16 protein-coding genes are annotated in these 15,743 nt (G+C 70.5%); 7 read left to right on the forward strand and 9 right to left on the reverse strand.

The annotated features are described in order from the left end of the window. Positions 1 to 17 precede the first annotated feature (17 nt). Positions 18 to 1,037, forward strand: a complete 1,020-nt coding sequence (locus IPK81_18685) for a succinylglutamate desuccinylase/aspartoacylase family protein (GenBank protein ID QQS11575.1) — start codon at positions 18 to 20, stop codon at positions 1,035 to 1,037. Positions 1,038 to 1,177: 140 nt separating this feature from the next. Here IPK81_18685 and IPK81_18690 read toward each other — a convergent pair whose 3' ends face one another. Then, complete coding sequence (locus tag IPK81_18690) at positions 1,178 to 1,522, reverse strand: helix-turn-helix transcriptional regulator (GenBank protein ID QQS11576.1); 345 nt, start codon at positions 1,520 to 1,522, stop codon at positions 1,178 to 1,180. Positions 1,523 to 1,706: 184 nt separating this feature from the next. Next, complete coding sequence (locus IPK81_18695; protein ID QQS11577.1) at positions 1,707 to 3,287, reverse strand: ABC transporter substrate-binding protein; 1,581 nt, start codon at positions 3,285 to 3,287, stop codon at positions 1,707 to 1,709. Between the two features lie 128 nt (positions 3,288 to 3,415). On the opposite strand from IPK81_18695, the gene IPK81_18700 reads away from it, so the two are divergent. The 3 genes from IPK81_18700 to IPK81_18710 all read left to right on the forward strand — a co-directional run bounded on the left by IPK81_18700 (position 3,416) and on the right by IPK81_18710 (position 6,454). Further along, a complete protein-coding gene (locus IPK81_18700; GenBank protein QQS11578.1) occupies positions 3,416 to 4,198 on the forward strand; it encodes a dioxygenase in 783 nt (260 codons plus the stop codon). Positions 4,199 to 4,225: 27 nt separating this feature from the next. Further along, positions 4,226 to 5,215, forward strand: coding sequence for an NADPH:quinone oxidoreductase family protein (locus tag IPK81_18705; GenBank protein ID QQS11579.1), 990 nt, complete (start codon positions 4,226 to 4,228; stop codon positions 5,213 to 5,215). 75 nt (positions 5,216 to 5,290) lie between these two features. After that, the gene (locus IPK81_18710) at positions 5,291 to 6,454 is read left to right on the forward strand and encodes an iron-containing alcohol dehydrogenase (GenBank protein ID QQS11580.1); all 1,164 of its coding nucleotides are present in this window, start codon (positions 5,291 to 5,293) and stop codon (positions 6,452 to 6,454) included. A gap of 25 nt (positions 6,455 to 6,479) precedes the next feature. On the opposite strand, the gene IPK81_18715 is transcribed toward IPK81_18710, so the two are convergent. From IPK81_18715 to IPK81_18745, 7 genes are all read right to left on the reverse strand, one after another. Then, the gene (locus tag IPK81_18715; GenBank protein ID QQS11581.1) at positions 6,480 to 7,259 is read right to left on the reverse strand and encodes a hypothetical protein; all 780 of its coding nucleotides are present in this window, start codon (positions 7,257 to 7,259) and stop codon (positions 6,480 to 6,482) included. 137 nt (positions 7,260 to 7,396) lie between these two features. Continuing rightward, positions 7,397 to 7,732 (reverse strand): Grx4 family monothiol glutaredoxin, encoded by a 336-nt coding sequence (gene grxD, locus IPK81_18720; protein QQS11582.1) that lies wholly within the window; start codon positions 7,730 to 7,732, stop codon positions 7,397 to 7,399. A gap of 57 nt (positions 7,733 to 7,789) precedes the next feature. Beyond that, entirely contained in the window at positions 7,790 to 8,026 is a 237-nt protein-coding gene (locus IPK81_18725; GenBank protein QQS11583.1) for a BolA family transcriptional regulator, read from the reverse strand. A gap of 20 nt (positions 8,027 to 8,046) precedes the next feature. Then, positions 8,047 to 10,293, reverse strand: a complete 2,247-nt coding sequence (purL, locus tag IPK81_18730) for a phosphoribosylformylglycinamidine synthase subunit PurL (GenBank protein ID QQS11584.1) — start codon at positions 10,291 to 10,293, stop codon at positions 8,047 to 8,049. 130 nt (positions 10,294 to 10,423) lie between these two features. Beyond that, on the reverse strand, positions 10,424 to 11,110 hold the full coding sequence (purQ, locus tag IPK81_18735; GenBank protein QQS11585.1) for a phosphoribosylformylglycinamidine synthase subunit PurQ: 687 nt from the start codon (positions 11,108 to 11,110) through the stop codon (positions 10,424 to 10,426). Between the two features lie 58 nt (positions 11,111 to 11,168). Beyond that, positions 11,169 to 11,411 (reverse strand): phosphoribosylformylglycinamidine synthase subunit PurS, encoded by a 243-nt coding sequence (gene purS / locus IPK81_18740; protein QQS11586.1) that lies wholly within the window; start codon positions 11,409 to 11,411, stop codon positions 11,169 to 11,171. Positions 11,412 to 11,429: 18 nt separating this feature from the next. After that, positions 11,430 to 12,194: a phosphoribosylaminoimidazolesuccinocarboxamide synthase gene (locus IPK81_18745; GenBank protein QQS11587.1), complete on the reverse strand. Its 765-nt coding sequence runs from the start codon at positions 12,192 to 12,194 to the stop codon at positions 11,430 to 11,432. Positions 12,195 to 12,437: 243 nt separating this feature from the next. Between IPK81_18745 and IPK81_18750 the strand changes: the two genes are divergently transcribed. The 3 genes from IPK81_18750 to IPK81_18760 all read left to right on the forward strand — a co-directional run bounded on the left by IPK81_18750 (position 12,438) and on the right by IPK81_18760 (position 15,729). Continuing rightward, on the forward strand, positions 12,438 to 13,571 hold the full coding sequence (locus tag IPK81_18750) for a ferritin-like domain-containing protein (protein QQS11588.1): 1,134 nt from the start codon (positions 12,438 to 12,440) through the stop codon (positions 13,569 to 13,571). A 119-nt stretch (positions 13,572 to 13,690) separates the two neighbouring features. Continuing rightward, positions 13,691 to 14,884: a CoA transferase gene (locus IPK81_18755; protein QQS11589.1), complete on the forward strand. Its 1,194-nt coding sequence runs from the start codon at positions 13,691 to 13,693 to the stop codon at positions 14,882 to 14,884. After that, positions 14,881 to 15,729, forward strand: coding sequence for a VOC family protein (locus tag IPK81_18760; protein QQS11590.1), 849 nt, complete (start codon positions 14,881 to 14,883; stop codon positions 15,727 to 15,729). The genes IPK81_18755 and IPK81_18760 overlap by 4 nt, the downstream gene beginning before the upstream one ends. Positions 15,730 to 15,743: the final 14 nt, after the last annotated feature.

Genomic DNA, 15,743 nt, shown 5'->3' on the forward strand with positions numbered 1-15,743 from the left:
ACCACCACGAGGACTCCATGACCGCGACGCGAGCCAGCCGCCTGACGCCCGACATCGATCTCGAGGCCGACGGCAAGGCGACGGGTTTCGTGCGCATCCCGCATTCGGTCCACCGCTCCGCCTATGGCTGGCTGCCGCTGCCGATCGCGCGCATCGCCAACGGCGCCGGCCCCAGGGTGCTACTGACGGCAGGCAACCACGGCGACGAATGGGAGGGCCAGGTCGCGCTCGGCAAGCTGATCCGCGCGCTCGAGCCGGCCAATGTGCGCGGCCGGCTGCTGATCCTGCCGTCGCTGAACTTTCCCGCCGCGATGGCCGGCACGCGAACCTCGCCGATCGACGACGGCAACCTCAACCGCTCTTTCCCCGGCGATCCCGACGGCACGACCACGCGGCAGATCGCGCATTTCGTCGAGCACGCGCTGATGCCGCGCGTCGACTTCCATTTCGACCTGCATTCCGGCGGCAGCTCGCTGGTCTACGTGCCCAGCACCTTGTGCCGGCTGGAGGCCGATCCGGCGCGGCGCGCCGCGCAGATCGAGCGCATGCGCGTGTTCGGCGCGCCGATCGCCTACGTGTCGGCCTCGCCCGGCGGCGACGACCGCACCGCCACGGCGGCGGCGCTGCGGCAGGGCGTGGCGCATATGAGCACCGAACTCGGTGGCGCCGGCGCGGTCACGCCGTCGGCGCTGCGCATCGCGGAGGAGGGGCTGCTGCGCCTGCTGGCGCATATCGGCGCCATCCACGGCCTCGACATTCCGCCACCGCCGGCGACGCCGACGCGGCTGATGGAGGTGGTCGGTCCCGACTACTACGTCTACGCGCCCGATGGCGGGGTGTTCGAGCCGCTTGTCGAGCTGGGCGACGAGGTCGTCGCGGGCCAGCCCGCCGCCCGGGTGCATTTCCACGACACGCCGTGGCGGGCGCCGACGGAGGCGGTGTTCGCGCGCGCCGGGACGGTCATCTGCAAGCGCCAGCCCGGCCGCACCGAGCGCGGCGACTGCCTGTTCCACCTCGCCACGCCGTTCGCGGGATAGCGCGCCGGCGTCGCGAATCGAGCTTCGCCGTCCTCCCGAGCGCAGAGAGGGATCCAAGGGCGGCGCTCGGGTCCCTCTCTGCGCTCGGGAGGACCGTGGGGGCGCAGGGAGCGACCGAACGCCTTCTCCTGGTCCGCTGGCTACTCCGCCGCCTGCTGGACCGGCGCCGGGACCGGCAGGGGCGCCTTGGCGGCGTCCTCGGTCAACCAGCGGGTGCCGATCACGGCGAGATTGTCGAGCACGGCGCCCAGTTCGCGGCCGCGCGGCGCCAGCGCGTAGGTCACCTTGGGCGGGATCGTCGCCTCGTAGTGGCGGCTGACCAGCCCGGCCTGCTCAAGCCCGCGCAGACGCTCGGTCAACATCTTGGCGGAGACGCCGACCACCCGCCGCTTCAGCTCGCCGAAGCGCTGCGGGCCGTGTTCGCCCAGCGTGTAGAGGATGTAGGTGGTCCACGGACCCATCAGCATCCGCAGGATGAAATCCATCGGACACGATGCGTCGTCCCGCCGCCGTTCCGGCATGCTCGCCCCCCAACTACGCCACGAAATCCCGCCGCCGCCGGGCGGAACCTCGCTGTCGACACAAGTCAAAACACGCGCGCGCCGGGATTATTCCCGGCGCGCGTCGATTTTTCCGGCGGCGGCGCCTGAAGGGCGTTCCCGCCTGCCGTCACTGCTTCTTGGAGATGTTCCAGAACACCGCCGCCGAACCGGGCAACCAGCCCTCGATGCGGTCCTTGCGGTAGGCGCCGGCCGATTTGTACTGGCCGAGGATCAGGTAGTTGCCGTTCTCCATCACCTTGTCCTGGATCTTGCCAGCCAGCGCCTTCTTGGCGTCGTCGTCCGGCGCCCGCGCGTACTCGGCGCGAAGCTTCTCCAGCTCGGCGTCGCACGGCCACCCGAACCACGCTTTGTCGCAGCCGCCCGAGGTGAAGATGTTGGCGACCGGGTTGGCGGCGTCGACCGCCACCGTGGTGGTGTAGAAGATGTGCCAGCCGCCGGATGCCGGTGGATCCTTCTTGGCGCGGCGCGACACCACGGACTGCCAGTCCATCGGGAGGATGTCGACCTTGAAGCCGGCCTTCTCAAGCTGCGCCTTGCCCACGGGCGGCAGACGGTTCGACGACTGCAGGTCGGTCTGGTGCAGCATCACGATCGGCGTGCCGTCGTAGCCGGACTCCTTGAGGAGCTGGCGCGCCTTCGCGAGGTCGGGCTTGATCAGCAGGTCGCCGTAGGTCTTGGCCTGCGGCGTGCCGCAGATCAACGGCGCGTTGCAGGTGCCGTACATCGTCTCGTCGCCGACCTGCGCCTCGAGGTACTCCGACTGCGCCGTGGCGTAGAGGACGGCCAGCCGCGCCTTGACGTTGTTGAACGGCGGGTGGAGGTGGTTGAGGCGCGCCAGGATCTGGCTGCCGAGCGGGTTCCACGCGAACATCGCGACGTTGCGGTCGCCCTTCAGCACGGGGAACAGGTCCGGCGGCGGCGACTCGATCATGTCGATCTCGCCCGCCAACAGCGCGTTCACGGCGGTCAGCGCGTCGGGGATCGCCACCCATTCGACGCGGTCGACCTTGGCGACCTTGCCGCCGGCCAGGCCCGAGGGCGGCTCGGCGCGCGGTTTGTACTTCGTGTTCTTGACGTAGACGACCTTGTCGCCGGGCTTCCACTCGTCCTGCTTGAAGATGAACGGACCGGAGCCGACGAACTCCTTGATCTGCGTGTTCGACGGCGTCTCGGCGATCCGCTTCGGCATGATGAACGGCACCAGCGAGCTGGGCTTGCCCAGCGACTCCAGCACCAGCCCGTAGGGCTCCTTGAGCGCGATGCGCACCGTCCTGGGATCGGGCGCGGTGATCTCGGCGACCGCCGCCCAGAGCTGCTGGCCCATGCCGTCGCGCTCGGCCCAGCGCTTGAGCGAGGGCACCACGTCGGCGCTGGTGACCGGCGTGCCGTCGTGCCACTCCAGCCCGTCGCGCAACGTGAACGTCCACACCAGCCGGTCGGCGCTGACGGTCCATTTCTCGGCCATCTGCGGCTGGATCTTCAGGTCGGCGTCCTGCGACAGCAGCGTGTCGTAGATCAGGTAGCCGTGGTTGCGCGTGATGTAGGCGGTCGTCCAGATCGGATCGAGCACCTTCAAATCGGAGTGCGCCACCACGCGCAGCGTCGTCTGGGCCTGCGACGGCGCCGCCGCGAGGGAGACCGCCAAGGCGACGGCCGCGAAAACGCCCTTGCTTCGCGATATGGACATCGTACACCCCTGTGCTCGAAGCCGCTTCGACCGGCGGCGCATGCGGAACGATACCACCCGTCCGAACGGCGGGTCACGCGTCGAAGCGGGGTGCGTCGACTTGCCGGCGCCACGACGGGAGAACGACGATGGACGCGGCCCTGCCGACGCTCTTCATCTCGCACGGGGGGCCGACGATCCTCGTCGACCGGACGTCGGCGCACGCGTTCCTCGCCGGCCTCGGCGGGTCGCTGCCGCGACCGCGCGCCATCCTGTCGATCTCGGCCCACTGGCTGGAGCCGGGCGCCACGGTGTCCGGCGCGGCGTGGCCGGAGACGATCCACGATTTCTACGGGTTCCCGAGGGAATTCTACGATATCCACTACGCCGCGCCGGGCGCGCCCGACGTGGCGCGACGGGTCGCGGAACTGCTGACAGCTGCGGGCGTCGGTGCGGCCATCGATCCGGCGCACGGCCTCGACCACGGAACCTGGGTGCCGGCGCTGTTGTCTTGGCCGGCCGCCGACATCCCGATCCTGCAGTTGTCGCTGCTCGAAAGCGGCGACGCCGCGGCGCATCTGGCGGTCGGCCGCGCCCTGCGGCCGTTGCGCGACGAGGGCGTGCTGATCATCGGCAGCGGCAGCGCCACCCACAATCTCGGCGCGTTGCTGTACGGCCGGCACGACGTCGTGCTCGACTGGGCCCGCGCCTTCGACGACTGGCTGGCGGCGCGGCTGTCGGACGGCGACGTCGCGGCGCTGCTGGACTGGAAGCGCGCGGCGCCGTCGGCGCTGAAATGCCATCCCACCGACGAGCATTTCCTGCCGCTGTTCGTGGCGCTCGGCGCCGCCAGCGACGGCGCGAAGGGCCGCGCGCTCCACCGCAGCGTCATGCACGCCTCGCTGTCGATGGCGTCCTACGCGTTCGATTGAACCAGCGGCGATGTGGAGATCGGTGGAATGAGGGCGATACGCGCGACCAGCCTCGACTCGCTGGACGACTACGCCGAGGTCGAGCTGCCGGTGCCGGAACCGTCGACGTCGCAGGTGCGCGTCCGGGTGGCGGCGTGCGGCGTCGGCTACGTCGACGCGCTGGTCTCGCTCGGCCGCTACCAGGTCAAACCGCCGCTGCCGCACATCCCCGGCGGCGAGCTGTCGGGGTGGATCGACGCCGTCGGTGCGGGCGTGTCGGGCTTCGCGGCCGGCGACCGCGTGCTGGCGCGCGCGTCGGGCGGGTTCGCGCAGTACGCCATCGCGGACGCGGCGGCGGCGCGGCGCATTCCCGACGCGATGCGTTTCGACCAGGCCGCCGGATTCCGCGTCAACTACATGACGGCGCTGCATGGCCTGCGCGACCGCGCCCGCCTCGCGCCCGGCGAGCGGCTGCTCGTCATCGGCGCGGCCGGCGGCGTCGGGCTGGCGGCGGTGCAGGTCGGCCGCCTGCTGGGCGCCGAGGTGATCGCCGTCGCGTCGACCGAGGAGAAGCGCGCCATGGCGGCGCGGCACGGCGCCGGCGTCACCCTCGACCGCGAGGTCGAGGGGTGGCGGGACCGGCTCAAAGCCGTCGCGGGCGACGGGATCGACGTGGTGTTCGACCCGGTGTGCGGACCGCTGTTCCAGCCGGCGTTCCGTTCGCTGCGCTGGGGCGGGCGCCATCTCGTCGTCGGCTTCGTCGGCGGCCCGATCCCGGCGCTGCCCGCGAACCTCACGTTGATGAAGGGCGCCGCCCTGATCGGAGTCGACTACCGCCAGTTCGCCGACGTGTTCGAACGCGACAAGGCCGGCCGCGATCTCGACGAGCTGCTGGGCTGGGTGGCCGACGGCCGGCTCGATCCGCCGACCGGCCGGATCTTCCCGTTCGAGGCGTTCCGCGAGGCGCTGACCTTCGCGCTTGGCGGCGAGGGCACCGGCAAGACCATCCTCGCGGTCGACGGCGAGGCGGCGCGCTGATCGCCCGCGCGCGTCCGGACTTGCGCCGCGCGGCCGCGGCGCGCCACTGTCGCCGCCTGACCGGGAGGACGGACCATGAAGACCAGCGGCGTGCACAAATTCGCGGCCATCGAGCAGGTGGTGTTCGGCAAGCCGGCGGCCGAGGCGGTCGCGGCCGAGGCGGCGCGGCTCGACGCGAAGCGCGTGTTCATCGTCGCCAGCGGCACGTTGAGCCGCCAGACCCGCGCCGTCGCGGCGATAGCCGACGCTCTGGGCGCGCGCCACGCCGGCACCTGGGACCGCATCGCCGCGCACACGCCGCGCGTCGACGTCGTGGCCGCGGCCAACGCCGCGCGCGAGGCCGGCGCCGACCTGCTGGCGACGATCGGCGGCGGCTCGGTCACCGACGGCGGCAAGATGGTGCAGCTCTGCCTCGCCAACGACATCTCGACACCGGAGGGACTCGACGACTACCGCGCCATCACCGGCAAGGGCCAGGCGCGCGAGTCGCGGCCGCCGGCGGTGCGCCAGATCTCGGTGCCGACCACGCTGTCGGCCGGCGAGTTCGGCATGACGGCGGGCTGCACCGATACCGCGCGCAAGGTGAAGGAGGCCTATCGGCACCGCGAGTTCGTGGCCCGGGTTGTCGTGCTTGACCCGGCGATCACCACCCACACGCCGCAATGGCTGTTCCTGTCCACCGGCATCCGCGCCGTCGACCACGCGGTGGAGGACATCTGCTCGCCGGAGTGCGACGCCTACTCCGAAGGCGCCTCGATCCAGGCGCTGAAGCTGCTGTCGCGCGGTCTGCGCGGCGTGAAGGCCGATCCGACGGATCTGGCGGCGCGGTCCGACTGCCAGATGGGCATGTGGCTGTCGATGGTCGGGTCGCAATCCGGCGTGCCCAAGGGCGCCAGCCACGCCATCGGCCACATCCTCGGCGGCACCGCGGGTGTGCCGCACGGCTACACCTCGTGCGTGATGTTGCCCTACGTCATGCGCTGGAACAAATCCGTCAACGCCGACCGCCAAGCCGTGGTCAGCGAGGCGTTGGGCGCGCCGGGCCGCGACGCGGCCGATCTGCTGCACGAACTGATCGCCGGACTGGGCCTGCCGCGCACCCTGCGCGACGTGAACGTCGCCGCCGACCAGTTCGACCTGCTGGCGCGCAACACCATGCACGACCGCTGGACCCACACCAATCCGCGCAGGATATCGGGGCCGGAGCAGGTGCTGGAGATACTGACGATGGCGGCGTGAGCCGCCGCCGCCGTGCGCAATACGCCTACAGATCGGTGGCGCGCAGATTGGCGTCGCCGAGGATGTCGGCGTTGCCGGTTGCCCGGATATCCATGGGCGACAGCGAGAGCGCGGCGCCGGCCTTGGTCGTGCCGCCCGAGGTCGACTGCATCAGTTCGTAGCGCCGCTGCATCAGCGCCTTGGCCTCGGTCGCGGCCTCGGACAGCGTGCGATACGCGCCGCCCGGGCCGGGGTTGACCCAAAGCGGCAGGAAGTAGCGGAAATAGCGGTCCTGCGAGATGCCGATCACGATCGTGTGGAAGCCGATATAGGCCTGCTTCGACGTCCCCTGGGTGAAGCCGAGCGCCTCGGGCACGTTGTCGGCGTCCATCTTGTCGCCGGTCGTCTTGCAGCCCGTCACGATCAGCAGGCGCGGTCCGCGGCCGGCGGCCTTACGGGCGGCGGCCAGCGCGGCCGCCGTGACGCGGTCGCCGTTGCCGACGACCAGCAGGCGCTCATTGGCGTGCAGGCTGAGATAGGCGAAGTCAGCGGCCATCAGGCGCTGCAGGAACTGGTCTCGGCCGCTGTCGGTGTCGACCGTCACCTGGCCGCCGGCGAACACGCCGGTCATCGCCGCCTGCTCGGCGGCATGTTCGGGATTGCCGATGATCGAGACCGCGCCCTTGCCCTTGTGGAAGTAGGCCTTGAGCGGCCGCGGCGCGGCGCTGGCGCGGCCGCCCAGCGCCAGCGCGGCCGGCGCGCCCGCGATGACGGCACGGCGGGTCGGGCGCGTGCGCGACGCGGATCGAGGCGTGTTTACCGTCATGGCGATTCTCCCCGCTGACCTCGTTCCACACGCGCATTACCGCGCGCGGCGCTGGCCATGGGCAAGGGGCGCGCGCAAAAAAAACGACCGCCCCGTCGCCAGGGCGGCCGTCCTCGTTGGAAATCGGCGCGACGGACTCAGGCGGCCTGGCTCAGCGCGACGCCCTTCTCGGTCAGGACCTGCTGCAGTTCGCCGGTCGAGAACATCTCGCGGACGATGTCGCAGCCGCCGATGAACTCGCCCTTGACGTAGAGCTGGGGGATCGTCGGCCAGTCGCTGAACGCCTTGATGCCGTCGCGGATCTCGGGGTCGACCAGGACGTTGACGCCCTTGAAGCGCACGCCGATGTGGTCGAGCACCTCGACCACGGCGGCCGAGAAGCCGCATTGCGGGAAGACGGGGGTGCCCTTCATGAACAGCACGACATCGTTGTTGTCGACTTCGGCCTGGATGCGGGCGGAGACGTCGCTCATGTCTGTCACTCCGGTGGGGGCGGCCCTCGCCGCCGCGTTTGGACGCAGTCTATGCCTTCAGCGGGGCGGCGCCAAGGTGGTGAGCTTCAGCGCGTGCAGTTCGCCGCCCATGCGTCCGCGCAGGGCGGCGTAGACCATCTGGTGCTGGGCGATTCGGGATTTACCGGTGAAAGCTGGTGAAACGACCGTCGCCGCGTAGTGGTCGCCGTCGCCGGCCAGATCCTCGATGCTCACCTCGGCATCCGGGACGCCCTCGCGGATCAGGCGGGCGATATCGTCGGCGGCCATGGGCATCGCGGTCCGCTCCTCGCGGTTCAGGCCTTCCCGGCCATGTACTCGGGCAGCCACGCCTCGTGCGTCCGGCGCAGCTCCGCGACCGATATGGAGAGCGTGCCCTCGACTGTCAACGCGGTGCCGCCGGAGACTCCCAGCCGCGCGGCCGGGACGCCGGCGGTGGCGGCGGCGGTCACCAGCGCGGCTGCCTCGGCGTCGGGGACCGCCAGCAGGTAGCGGCCTTGGTCCTCGCCGAACAAATAGGCGTGCGCCGGGCAGCCGGCGTCCTTCGGTATCGCGATGGTGGCGCCGATGCCGCCGGCCATCGCCATCTCGGCCAGCGCGATCAGCAGGCCGCCATCCGACAGGTCGTGGCAGGCCGCGACCTTGCCGGCGCGGATCCGGCCGCGGACGAAATCGCCGTTGCGCCGCTCGACGCCGAGGTCGACCGGCGGCGGCGCGCCCTCCTCGCAGCCGGCGGTCTCGCGCAGGTAGATCGACTGGCCGAGATGGCCGGCGGTGGCGCCGACCAGGACCAGCGCCAGATCCGGGGCGCGCAGCGCGATGTCGACGGCGCCGGCCACGTCCGGCATCACGCCGACGCCGCCGATCACCGGCGTCGGCAGGATCGCCTTGCCGTCGGTCTCGTTGTAGAGCGAGACGTTGCCCGACACGATCGGGTAGTCGAGCGCCGCGCAGGCCGCCGCCATGCCGGTCACGGCGCCGGCGAACTGGCCCATGATCGCCGGCTTCTGGGGGTTGCCGAAATTCATGTTGTCGGTGCAGGCCAGCGGTAGCGCGCCGACCGCCGTCAGATTGCGCCACGATTCGGCGACCGCCTGCCGGCCGCCGGTCTCGGGATGCGCCTGCACGTAGCGCGGCGTGCAGTCCGAGGCCATCGCCAGCGCCTTGCCGTTGCCGTCGGGCACGCGCACCACGGCGGCGTCGCCGCCGGGGCGGATGGCGGTGTTGCCCATCACGAGATGGTCGTACTGCCGCCAGATCCAGGACTTGCCGCAGAGGTCGGGCGAGCCCAGCATCTTGAGCAGCGTCGCGTTCCAGTCCGCCGGCGCCGGCACCGACGCGGCGTCGATCGCGGCCGGCAGCGCGGTCTCGGTCCAGGGGCGCTCGTACATCGGCGCCTCGGTCACCACCGGCGGGATCGGGATGCTGGCGACGACGTCGCCGTGCCAGCGCAGCACCATGCGCCGCGTGTCCGTCAGCCGGCCGATGACCGCGAAATCCAGCTCCCACTTCTCGAAGATCGCGCGCGCCATGTCCTCGCGGCCGGGCTTCAGCACCATGAGCATGCGCTCCTGGCTCTCCGACAGCATGACCTCGTAGGGGTTCATGCCGGTCTCGCGCATCGGCACCTTGTCGAGCTCGATCTCCAGCCCCAGCTCGCCCTTGTCGGCCATCTCGAACGACGACGACGTCAGGCCGGCGGCGCCCATGTCCTGGATCGCCACGATGGCGTCGGTCGCCATCAGCTCGAGGCACGCCTCCAGCAGCAGCTTCTCGACGAACGGATCGCCGACCTGCACGGTCGGCCGTTTGCTCTCGGTGTCGTCGTTGAACTCGGTCGACGACATGGTGGCGCCGTGGATGCCGTCGCGGCCGGTCTTGGAGCCGACGTAGACGACGGGGTTCCCCAGCCCGGCGGCGGCGGCGTAGAAGATGCGGTCGGCGCGCGCCACGCCGACGGTCATGGCGTTGACCAGGCAGTTGCCGTTGTAGGCGCGGTGGAAGTTGGTCTCGCCAGCGACGGTGGGGATGCCCATGCAGTTGCCGTAGCCGCCGATGCCGGCGACCACGCCCTCGACGATGTGGCGCGTCTTGGGATGGTCCGGCTCGCCGAAGCGCAGCGCGTTGACGTTGGCGATCGGCCGCGCGCCCATGGTGAAGACATCGCGCAGGATGCCGCCGACGCCCGTCGCGGCGCCCTGGTAGGGTTCGATGTAGGACGGGTGGTTGTGGCTCTCCATCTTGAAGATGGCGGCCTGGCCGTCGCCGATGTCGATGACGCCGGCGTTCTCGCCCGGCCCCTGGATCACCCACGGCGCCGTGGTCGGCAGCTTCTTCAGCCAGACCTTCGAGGATTTGTAGGAGCAGTGCTCGCTCCACATCGCCGAGAAGATGCCCAGCTCGACCATCGTCGGGTCGCGGCCCATGATCTTGAGCAGCCGCTGGTACTCGTCGGGCGACAGCCCGTGCTCGGCGACCACGGCCGGCGTGATCGCCGGCTCGTTCGGCAGCTTGACGGGCGGATTCTGTTCCCGGGCGGTCATGGGCTTGGCCGTTCGTCCTTCATCAGGTCCGTCATCCCGAGCGCGGCGAGGGATCTTTCATGCGCGACGCACGGTGTGTTCGACCGGAAAGATCCCTCGCCGCGCTCGGGATGACGGAATTCTTCGAGCGTCATGCCAGCGACGCCGCGAGCGCGTCGAACATCGGCTTGCCGTCGGTGCCGCCGAACAACGCCTCGGTCGCGTTCTCGGGATGCGGCATCATGCCGAGCACGGTCTTGGTGTCGTTGAACACGCCGGCGATGTTGCGGATCGAGCCGTTGGGATTGCCGGCCGCCGTGTCACCCGCCGCGTCGCAGTAGCGGAACGCGATCTGGCCGCGGTCCTCGAGCCGCTTCAGCGTGTCCTCGTCGGCGAAGTAGTTGCCCTCGGCGTGGGCCACCGGCACCCGGATCACCTGGCCGGTCTGGTAACGGTTGGTGAACAGGCTCTGGCTGGTCGCGACCTTCAGGTGGACGTCCGAGCACACGAACTGGAGATGGGCGTTGCGCATCAGCGTGCCCGGCACCAGGCCGACCTCGGCCGCGATCTGGAAGCCGTTGCACACCGCCAGCACCGGCACGCCCTTCTCGGCGCGCGCCTTGACCTCGCGCATGACCGGCGAGTGCGCCGCCATGGCGCCGCAGCGCAGGTAGTCGCCGTAGGCGAAGCCGCCCGGCACCACGATCAGGTCGACCTTGGGCAGGTCGCTGTCGCCGTGCCACACGAGGCGCGGCTTGACGCCCGAGCTGCGCTCGATGGCGCCGGCGATGTCGTGCTCGCGGTTGGTGCCGGGGAAGACGAGGACCGCGGCTTTCATCGCGCTGCCTCCGGATCGGTGGGGTGGCGGGTCGGAGCGGCGGTCGCGCGGCGCGGCGTCAACCCAGCAACTCGATGCTGTAGTTCTCGATCACCGTGTTCGCCAGCAGCTTGCGGCACATCTCGCCGACGCGGGCGCGGGCGGTCTCGGCGTCGGTCTCGGCCAGCTCCAACTCGATGTACTTGCCCTGGCGGACCTCGCCGACCTCGGGGAAGCCGAGCCGGTGCAGCGAGTTGCCGATCGCCTTGCCCTGCGGATCGAGGACGCCGTTCTTGAGCGTGACGTGGACGCGGGCTTTCATCGTGGGCTCCGGGCGGGGCTACTGGACGGTGGCCGGACCGCGCGGATCGCCGGCGCCGGGGTCGAGCAGGATGCCGAGCCGGCGCGCGACCTCCTGGTAGGCCTCCTCGACCTTACCGAGGTCGCGGCGGAAGCGGTCCTTATCCATCTTCTCGTTGGTCTTCAGGTCCCAGAGCCGGCACGAATCCGGGCTGATCTCGTCGGCCAGCACGATGCGGACCATCTCGTCCTCGTACAGCCTGCCGAACTCGATCTTGAAGTCGATCAGCTTGATGCCGATGCCGAGGAACAGGCCGGTGAGGAAGTCGTTGATGCGCAGCGCCAGCGCCACGATGTCGTCGATGTCCTGCGGCTGTGCCCAGCCGAACGCCGTGATGTGCTCCTCGGTGACCATCGGATCGCCGAGCGCGTCGTTCTTGTAGTAGAATTCGAGGATCGAGCGGGGCAGCTGCTGGCCCTCGGGGATGCCGAAGCGGGTCGACAGCGAGCCGGCGGCGACGTTGCGCAGCACCACCTCGAGCGGGATGATCTCGACCTGCCGCACCAGCTGCTCGCGCATGTTCAGGCGGCGGATGAAATGGGTCGGCACGCCGATCTCGGCCAGCCGCGTCATCAGGTACTCGCTGATGCGGTTGTTGATCACGCCCTTGCCGGTGATCGTGCCTTTTTTCTGGTTGTTGAAGGCCGTGGCGTCGTCCTTGAAGTACTGGACGATCGTTCCCGGTTCGGGGCCCTCGTACAGGACCTTTGCCTTGCCCTCGTAGATGCGGCGACGGCGGCTCATGGCGTTCTCCCGGCGCGCCGGCCGGGGGCGCGCGGTTGTTGGAAGGCGGGTTCTAGCCGGGGGGGGCGCGGCGCGCAACAATTGGACCCGGAGGAGGGGTGTGGACCCTTTGCCGTGGCGAAATAATGCCGATTTTCAACGTGTTCGTAAAAAATGACGCCATCGTCACCTTGTTGCCGTGTCGAGCTTCGTATAGCTTCCCGCGCCACACCGGAGCCGTCGCGACAACCCGTCGGAGCAACCATGACCATCCAGCAGATCACCTACGACGCCGCCTACGACACCGTCGCGCCCGAGGATTTCCCCGCCATGATGGCGGTGCCGCGCTACGGCAGGCGCTCGGCGGCGTTCGACGGGATCATCTCGCAGACCCACGACCATTTCTGGGATCCGCTGGACAACACCTACATCGATTTCGCCACCCCCTTCGACATGGTCAACCAGCCGATCCTGCCGCTGGATCAGATCGTCGAGCTGAAGAGCGCCGTGGCCGACCGGCTCGACGACCGCCAGAAGATCCAGCTCGCCAACGACGTCACGCACTGGTCGATCTCGAACCTGCTGCACGGCGAGCAGGGCGCGCTGTCGCTGTCGGCCAGCCTGTGCCACATCCTCGTCGATCCCGGCGCCCAGGAATACGCCGCCAACCAGGCGCGCGAGGAGGCCCGCCACGTCACCGGCTTCAGCCGGTACATCCAGACCCGATGGGGCGAGCCGCTGCCGGTCGGCCCGACGGTCGGCAACCTGCTGACCGAGCTGGTCACGGCGCACGAGGTCTACAAGAAGATCGTCGGCATGCAGATGCTGGTCGAGGGTCTGGCGATGGGCGCCTTCGCCACGATCAACGCCAAGACCAACGATCCGCTGCTGCGCCGGCTGGTGCAGCTCGTCATGAGCGACGAGGCGTTCCACCACCGCTTCGGCCGCATCTGGGCGCAGAGGACGATCGGCAGCCTCACCACCGCCGAGCACCAGAAGGTCGAGGACTGGACGGCGCAGGTCTTCCAGGTGCTGCTGTTCAACCTGATCAACGCCGAGCAGAAGCAGGTCATCTACGCCAAGTACGGGCTCGACTGGGAATGGGTGCGCGACGCCGTGCGCGAGGCCTTCACCGACGACGACCGCCGCAAGCAGATGTCGGAGAACACCAACATCTTCCGCGTGCTGATCAAGACGCTGCTCCACGCCGGCATCATCACCGACCGCACCCGGCCGCTCTACGCGGTGTGGGTCGACATGAAGGAGCTGCGCGCCGAGGGCGACGACATCCCCGGCGACGCGGTCGCCGAGGAGACGATGGTCCTGCTGCGCGAGATCAACGCCAGGCGCCGCCGCATCGTCAGCAAGGACATCGCCGCCCCGCGGGCGGCCGAATAGGCGACACGCGCGCCGCGCGCTTTCACGGCGCCGGCGATCCGACTAGGCTGCGCCCGGGAACTCCGACAGGACCGCGCGGCGTCCGAAGCGCGGCGGCGGGGAAACGGGAAGCCGGGAACATGAAGCTGCGCGGTCTGCGCGTCGTCGATCTGTGCCAGTTCCTGCCGGGACCGCACCTCAGCATGATGATGGCCGACCATGGCGCCGAGGTCATCAAGGTCGAGCCGCCCGGCGCCGGCGACCCCACACGCTCGCTGGGCCCGGGGCGCGACGGCCACGCGCAGTACTTCCGCAACGTCAACCGCGGCAAGAAGTCGATCGCGCTCGATCTCAAGAACCCCGACGGCCGCGAGGCGCTGTTGCGCGTGCTGGAGACGGCCGACGTGGCGCTGGAGGCGTTCCGCCCCGGCGTCGCGGCGCGGCTGGGCGTCGGCTACGACGCGGTCCGCGCGCGCAACCCGCGCATCGTCTACGCGTCGATCTCGGCCTTCGGGCAGACGGGATCGATGCGCGACAGCGGCGTCCACGACATGTCGATCCAGGCGATGGCGGGGCCGCTCAGCCAGAACGTCGATTCCGCGGGCCGGCCGGTCGTTCCCGGCATGGCCTCGGCCGACATGTCGGCCTCGTTGATGGCGCTGTCCGGCATCCTGATGGCGCTGCTGCGCGCCCGCGACACCGGCGAGGGCGACTACCTCGACATCGCCATGCACGACACCCTGCTGGCCTGGACGCCGCACATGAGCGGACCGGTGCTGGTCGAGGGCCGCGCGCCGCTGCCGGGCGAGGAGCGCACGCAGGGCGGCGCCGCGCTCTACCAGATCTACGAGACGGCCGACGCGAAGTGGATCACGTTGGGCGGCTCGGAGGTCAAGTTCGCGGTCAATCTGCTGACGGCGCTCGGGCGTCCGGATCTGATCGAGACCGCGAAACTGCCGGCCGGCCCGGCGCAGCGGCCTTTGCGCGATTTCCTCACCGCGACGTTCCTCGCGCGCACCCAGGCCGAATGGATCGCGTGGTTCGAGGGCCGCGACATCGCGTTCGCGCCGATGCTCGACCTCAAGCAGGCGTTCGAGAAGCCGCTGGTGGCGGAGCGCGACATGCTGCTGACGGACGAGGCCGGCAACAAGCACATCGGCGTGCCGATCAAGTTCCGCGAGGAGCCGGCGCGGCCGGGTTTCGCGCTGTCACAGCTCGGCGCCGACGGCCCCGCGATCCTCGCCGGAATCGGTTACGACGCCGAGGCGATCGACCGCATGATCGCGTCCGGCGCGTTGCACGTCGCCGCGACCGCGGATGGAGGCGCGCGATGATCACCGGCCTCGACCATCTGACGCTGGTCGTCGACGACATCGACGCCGCCGTCGCGGTCCACGAGACGCTGCTCGGGCGGCGCTGCGTCTGGCGCGCCGCCGCCGACGGCATGGCGACGGCGCGGCTTCAGCTCGGCGGCGCCGCGCTGGTGATCGTGGCGCCGTCGGGCACGGGCGGCGGCGGCGACCGTTTGCGCGCGCGGCTGGCGTCGTCGGGCGCCGGCCTCGCCGGTCTGGCCTTCGCGGTGCCAGACCTCGACGCGGCGACCACGTTGCTCGCGCGCCGCGCGCTGCCGGCCTCGCCCGCCGTCGACGTGCGTCCGACCGCGGACACCACGGCCGGACCCCCGGCGCTGTCCTTCGCCGGCGTCGAGCCCGCCGCGACCCACGGCGTGCCGATGATCCTTGTCCAGCGCGGCGACGAACCGATCCTGTCGCCGCTCGCCGCCGGCGTCGACGAGGCCGCGGCGATGTCGGGCCTCGACCACGTCGTGATCCGCACGCCCAATCCCGACCGCGCGGTGGCGTTGCTGGGTGGCCGGCTCGGGCTCGATCTGCGGTTGGACCGCGCCAACCCGCAATGGGGCGCGCGGCAGTTGTTCTTCCGCTGCGGGCAGTCCGTCGTCGAGGTCGTGCATCGTCTCGACCGCGGTGTCGGCGACAGCCCCGATTCGCTGTGGGGTCTGGCGTGGCGCGTGCCCGACGCCGACGCCGCCCACGCCCGCCTCGTCGCCGCGGGAATCGACGTCGACGAACCGCGCGCCGGCCGCCGCCCCGGCACCCGCGTCTTCACCATCCGCGACCGCCGCGCCGGCGCGCCGGCGCTGGTGCTGGCGCGGGTGTGACGCCGCAACCTCGC

This window comes from Rhodospirillales bacterium (assembly GCA_016699855.1).
Lineage (GTDB): Bacteria > Pseudomonadota > Alphaproteobacteria > Reyranellales > Reyranellaceae.

What these genes read in the sequence shown, in the direction of transcription:
- IPK81_18705 (QQS11579.1), top strand. Translation starts at nt 4,226, where the DNA reads ATGAGGGCGATACGCGCGACCAGCCTCGACTCGCTGGACGACTACGCC.
- IPK81_18745 (QQS11587.1), bottom strand. Translation starts at nt 12,194, where the DNA reads ATGAGCCGCCGTCGCCGCATCTACGAGGGCAAGGCAAAGGTCCTGTAC.
- IPK81_18755 (QQS11589.1), top strand. Translation starts at nt 13,691, where the DNA reads ATGAAGCTGCGCGGTCTGCGCGTCGTCGATCTGTGCCAGTTCCTGCCG.
- purQ (QQS11585.1), bottom strand. Translation starts at nt 11,110, where the DNA reads ATGAAAGCCGCGGTCCTCGTCTTCCCCGGCACCAACCGCGAGCACGAC.
- IPK81_18700 (QQS11578.1), top strand. Translation starts at nt 3,416, where the DNA reads ATGGACGCGGCCCTGCCGACGCTCTTCATCTCGCACGGGGGGCCGACG.
- IPK81_18715 (QQS11581.1), bottom strand. Translation starts at nt 7,259, where the DNA reads ATGACGGTAAACACGCCTCGATCCGCGTCGCGCACGCGCCCGACCCGC.
- IPK81_18685 (QQS11575.1), top strand. Translation starts at nt 18, where the DNA reads ATGACCGCGACGCGAGCCAGCCGCCTGACGCCCGACATCGATCTCGAG.
- grxD (QQS11582.1), bottom strand. Translation starts at nt 7,732, where the DNA reads ATGAGCGACGTCTCCGCCCGCATCCAGGCCGAAGTCGACAACAACGAT.
- IPK81_18750 (QQS11588.1), top strand. Translation starts at nt 12,438, where the DNA reads ATGACCATCCAGCAGATCACCTACGACGCCGCCTACGACACCGTCGCG.
- IPK81_18725 (QQS11583.1), bottom strand. Translation starts at nt 8,026, where the DNA reads ATGCCCATGGCCGCCGACGATATCGCCCGCCTGATCCGCGAGGGCGTC.
- purL (QQS11584.1), bottom strand. Translation starts at nt 10,293, where the DNA reads ATGACCGCCCGGGAACAGAATCCGCCCGTCAAGCTGCCGAACGAGCCG.
- IPK81_18690 (QQS11576.1), bottom strand. Translation starts at nt 1,522, where the DNA reads ATGGATTTCATCCTGCGGATGCTGATGGGTCCGTGGACCACCTACATC.
- IPK81_18710 (QQS11580.1), top strand. Translation starts at nt 5,291, where the DNA reads ATGAAGACCAGCGGCGTGCACAAATTCGCGGCCATCGAGCAGGTGGTG.
- IPK81_18760 (QQS11590.1), top strand. Translation starts at nt 14,881, where the DNA reads ATGATCACCGGCCTCGACCATCTGACGCTGGTCGTCGACGACATCGAC.
- IPK81_18695 (QQS11577.1), bottom strand. Translation starts at nt 3,287, where the DNA reads ATGTCCATATCGCGAAGCAAGGGCGTTTTCGCGGCCGTCGCCTTGGCG.
- purS (QQS11586.1), bottom strand. Translation starts at nt 11,411, where the DNA reads ATGAAAGCCCGCGTCCACGTCACGCTCAAGAACGGCGTCCTCGATCCG.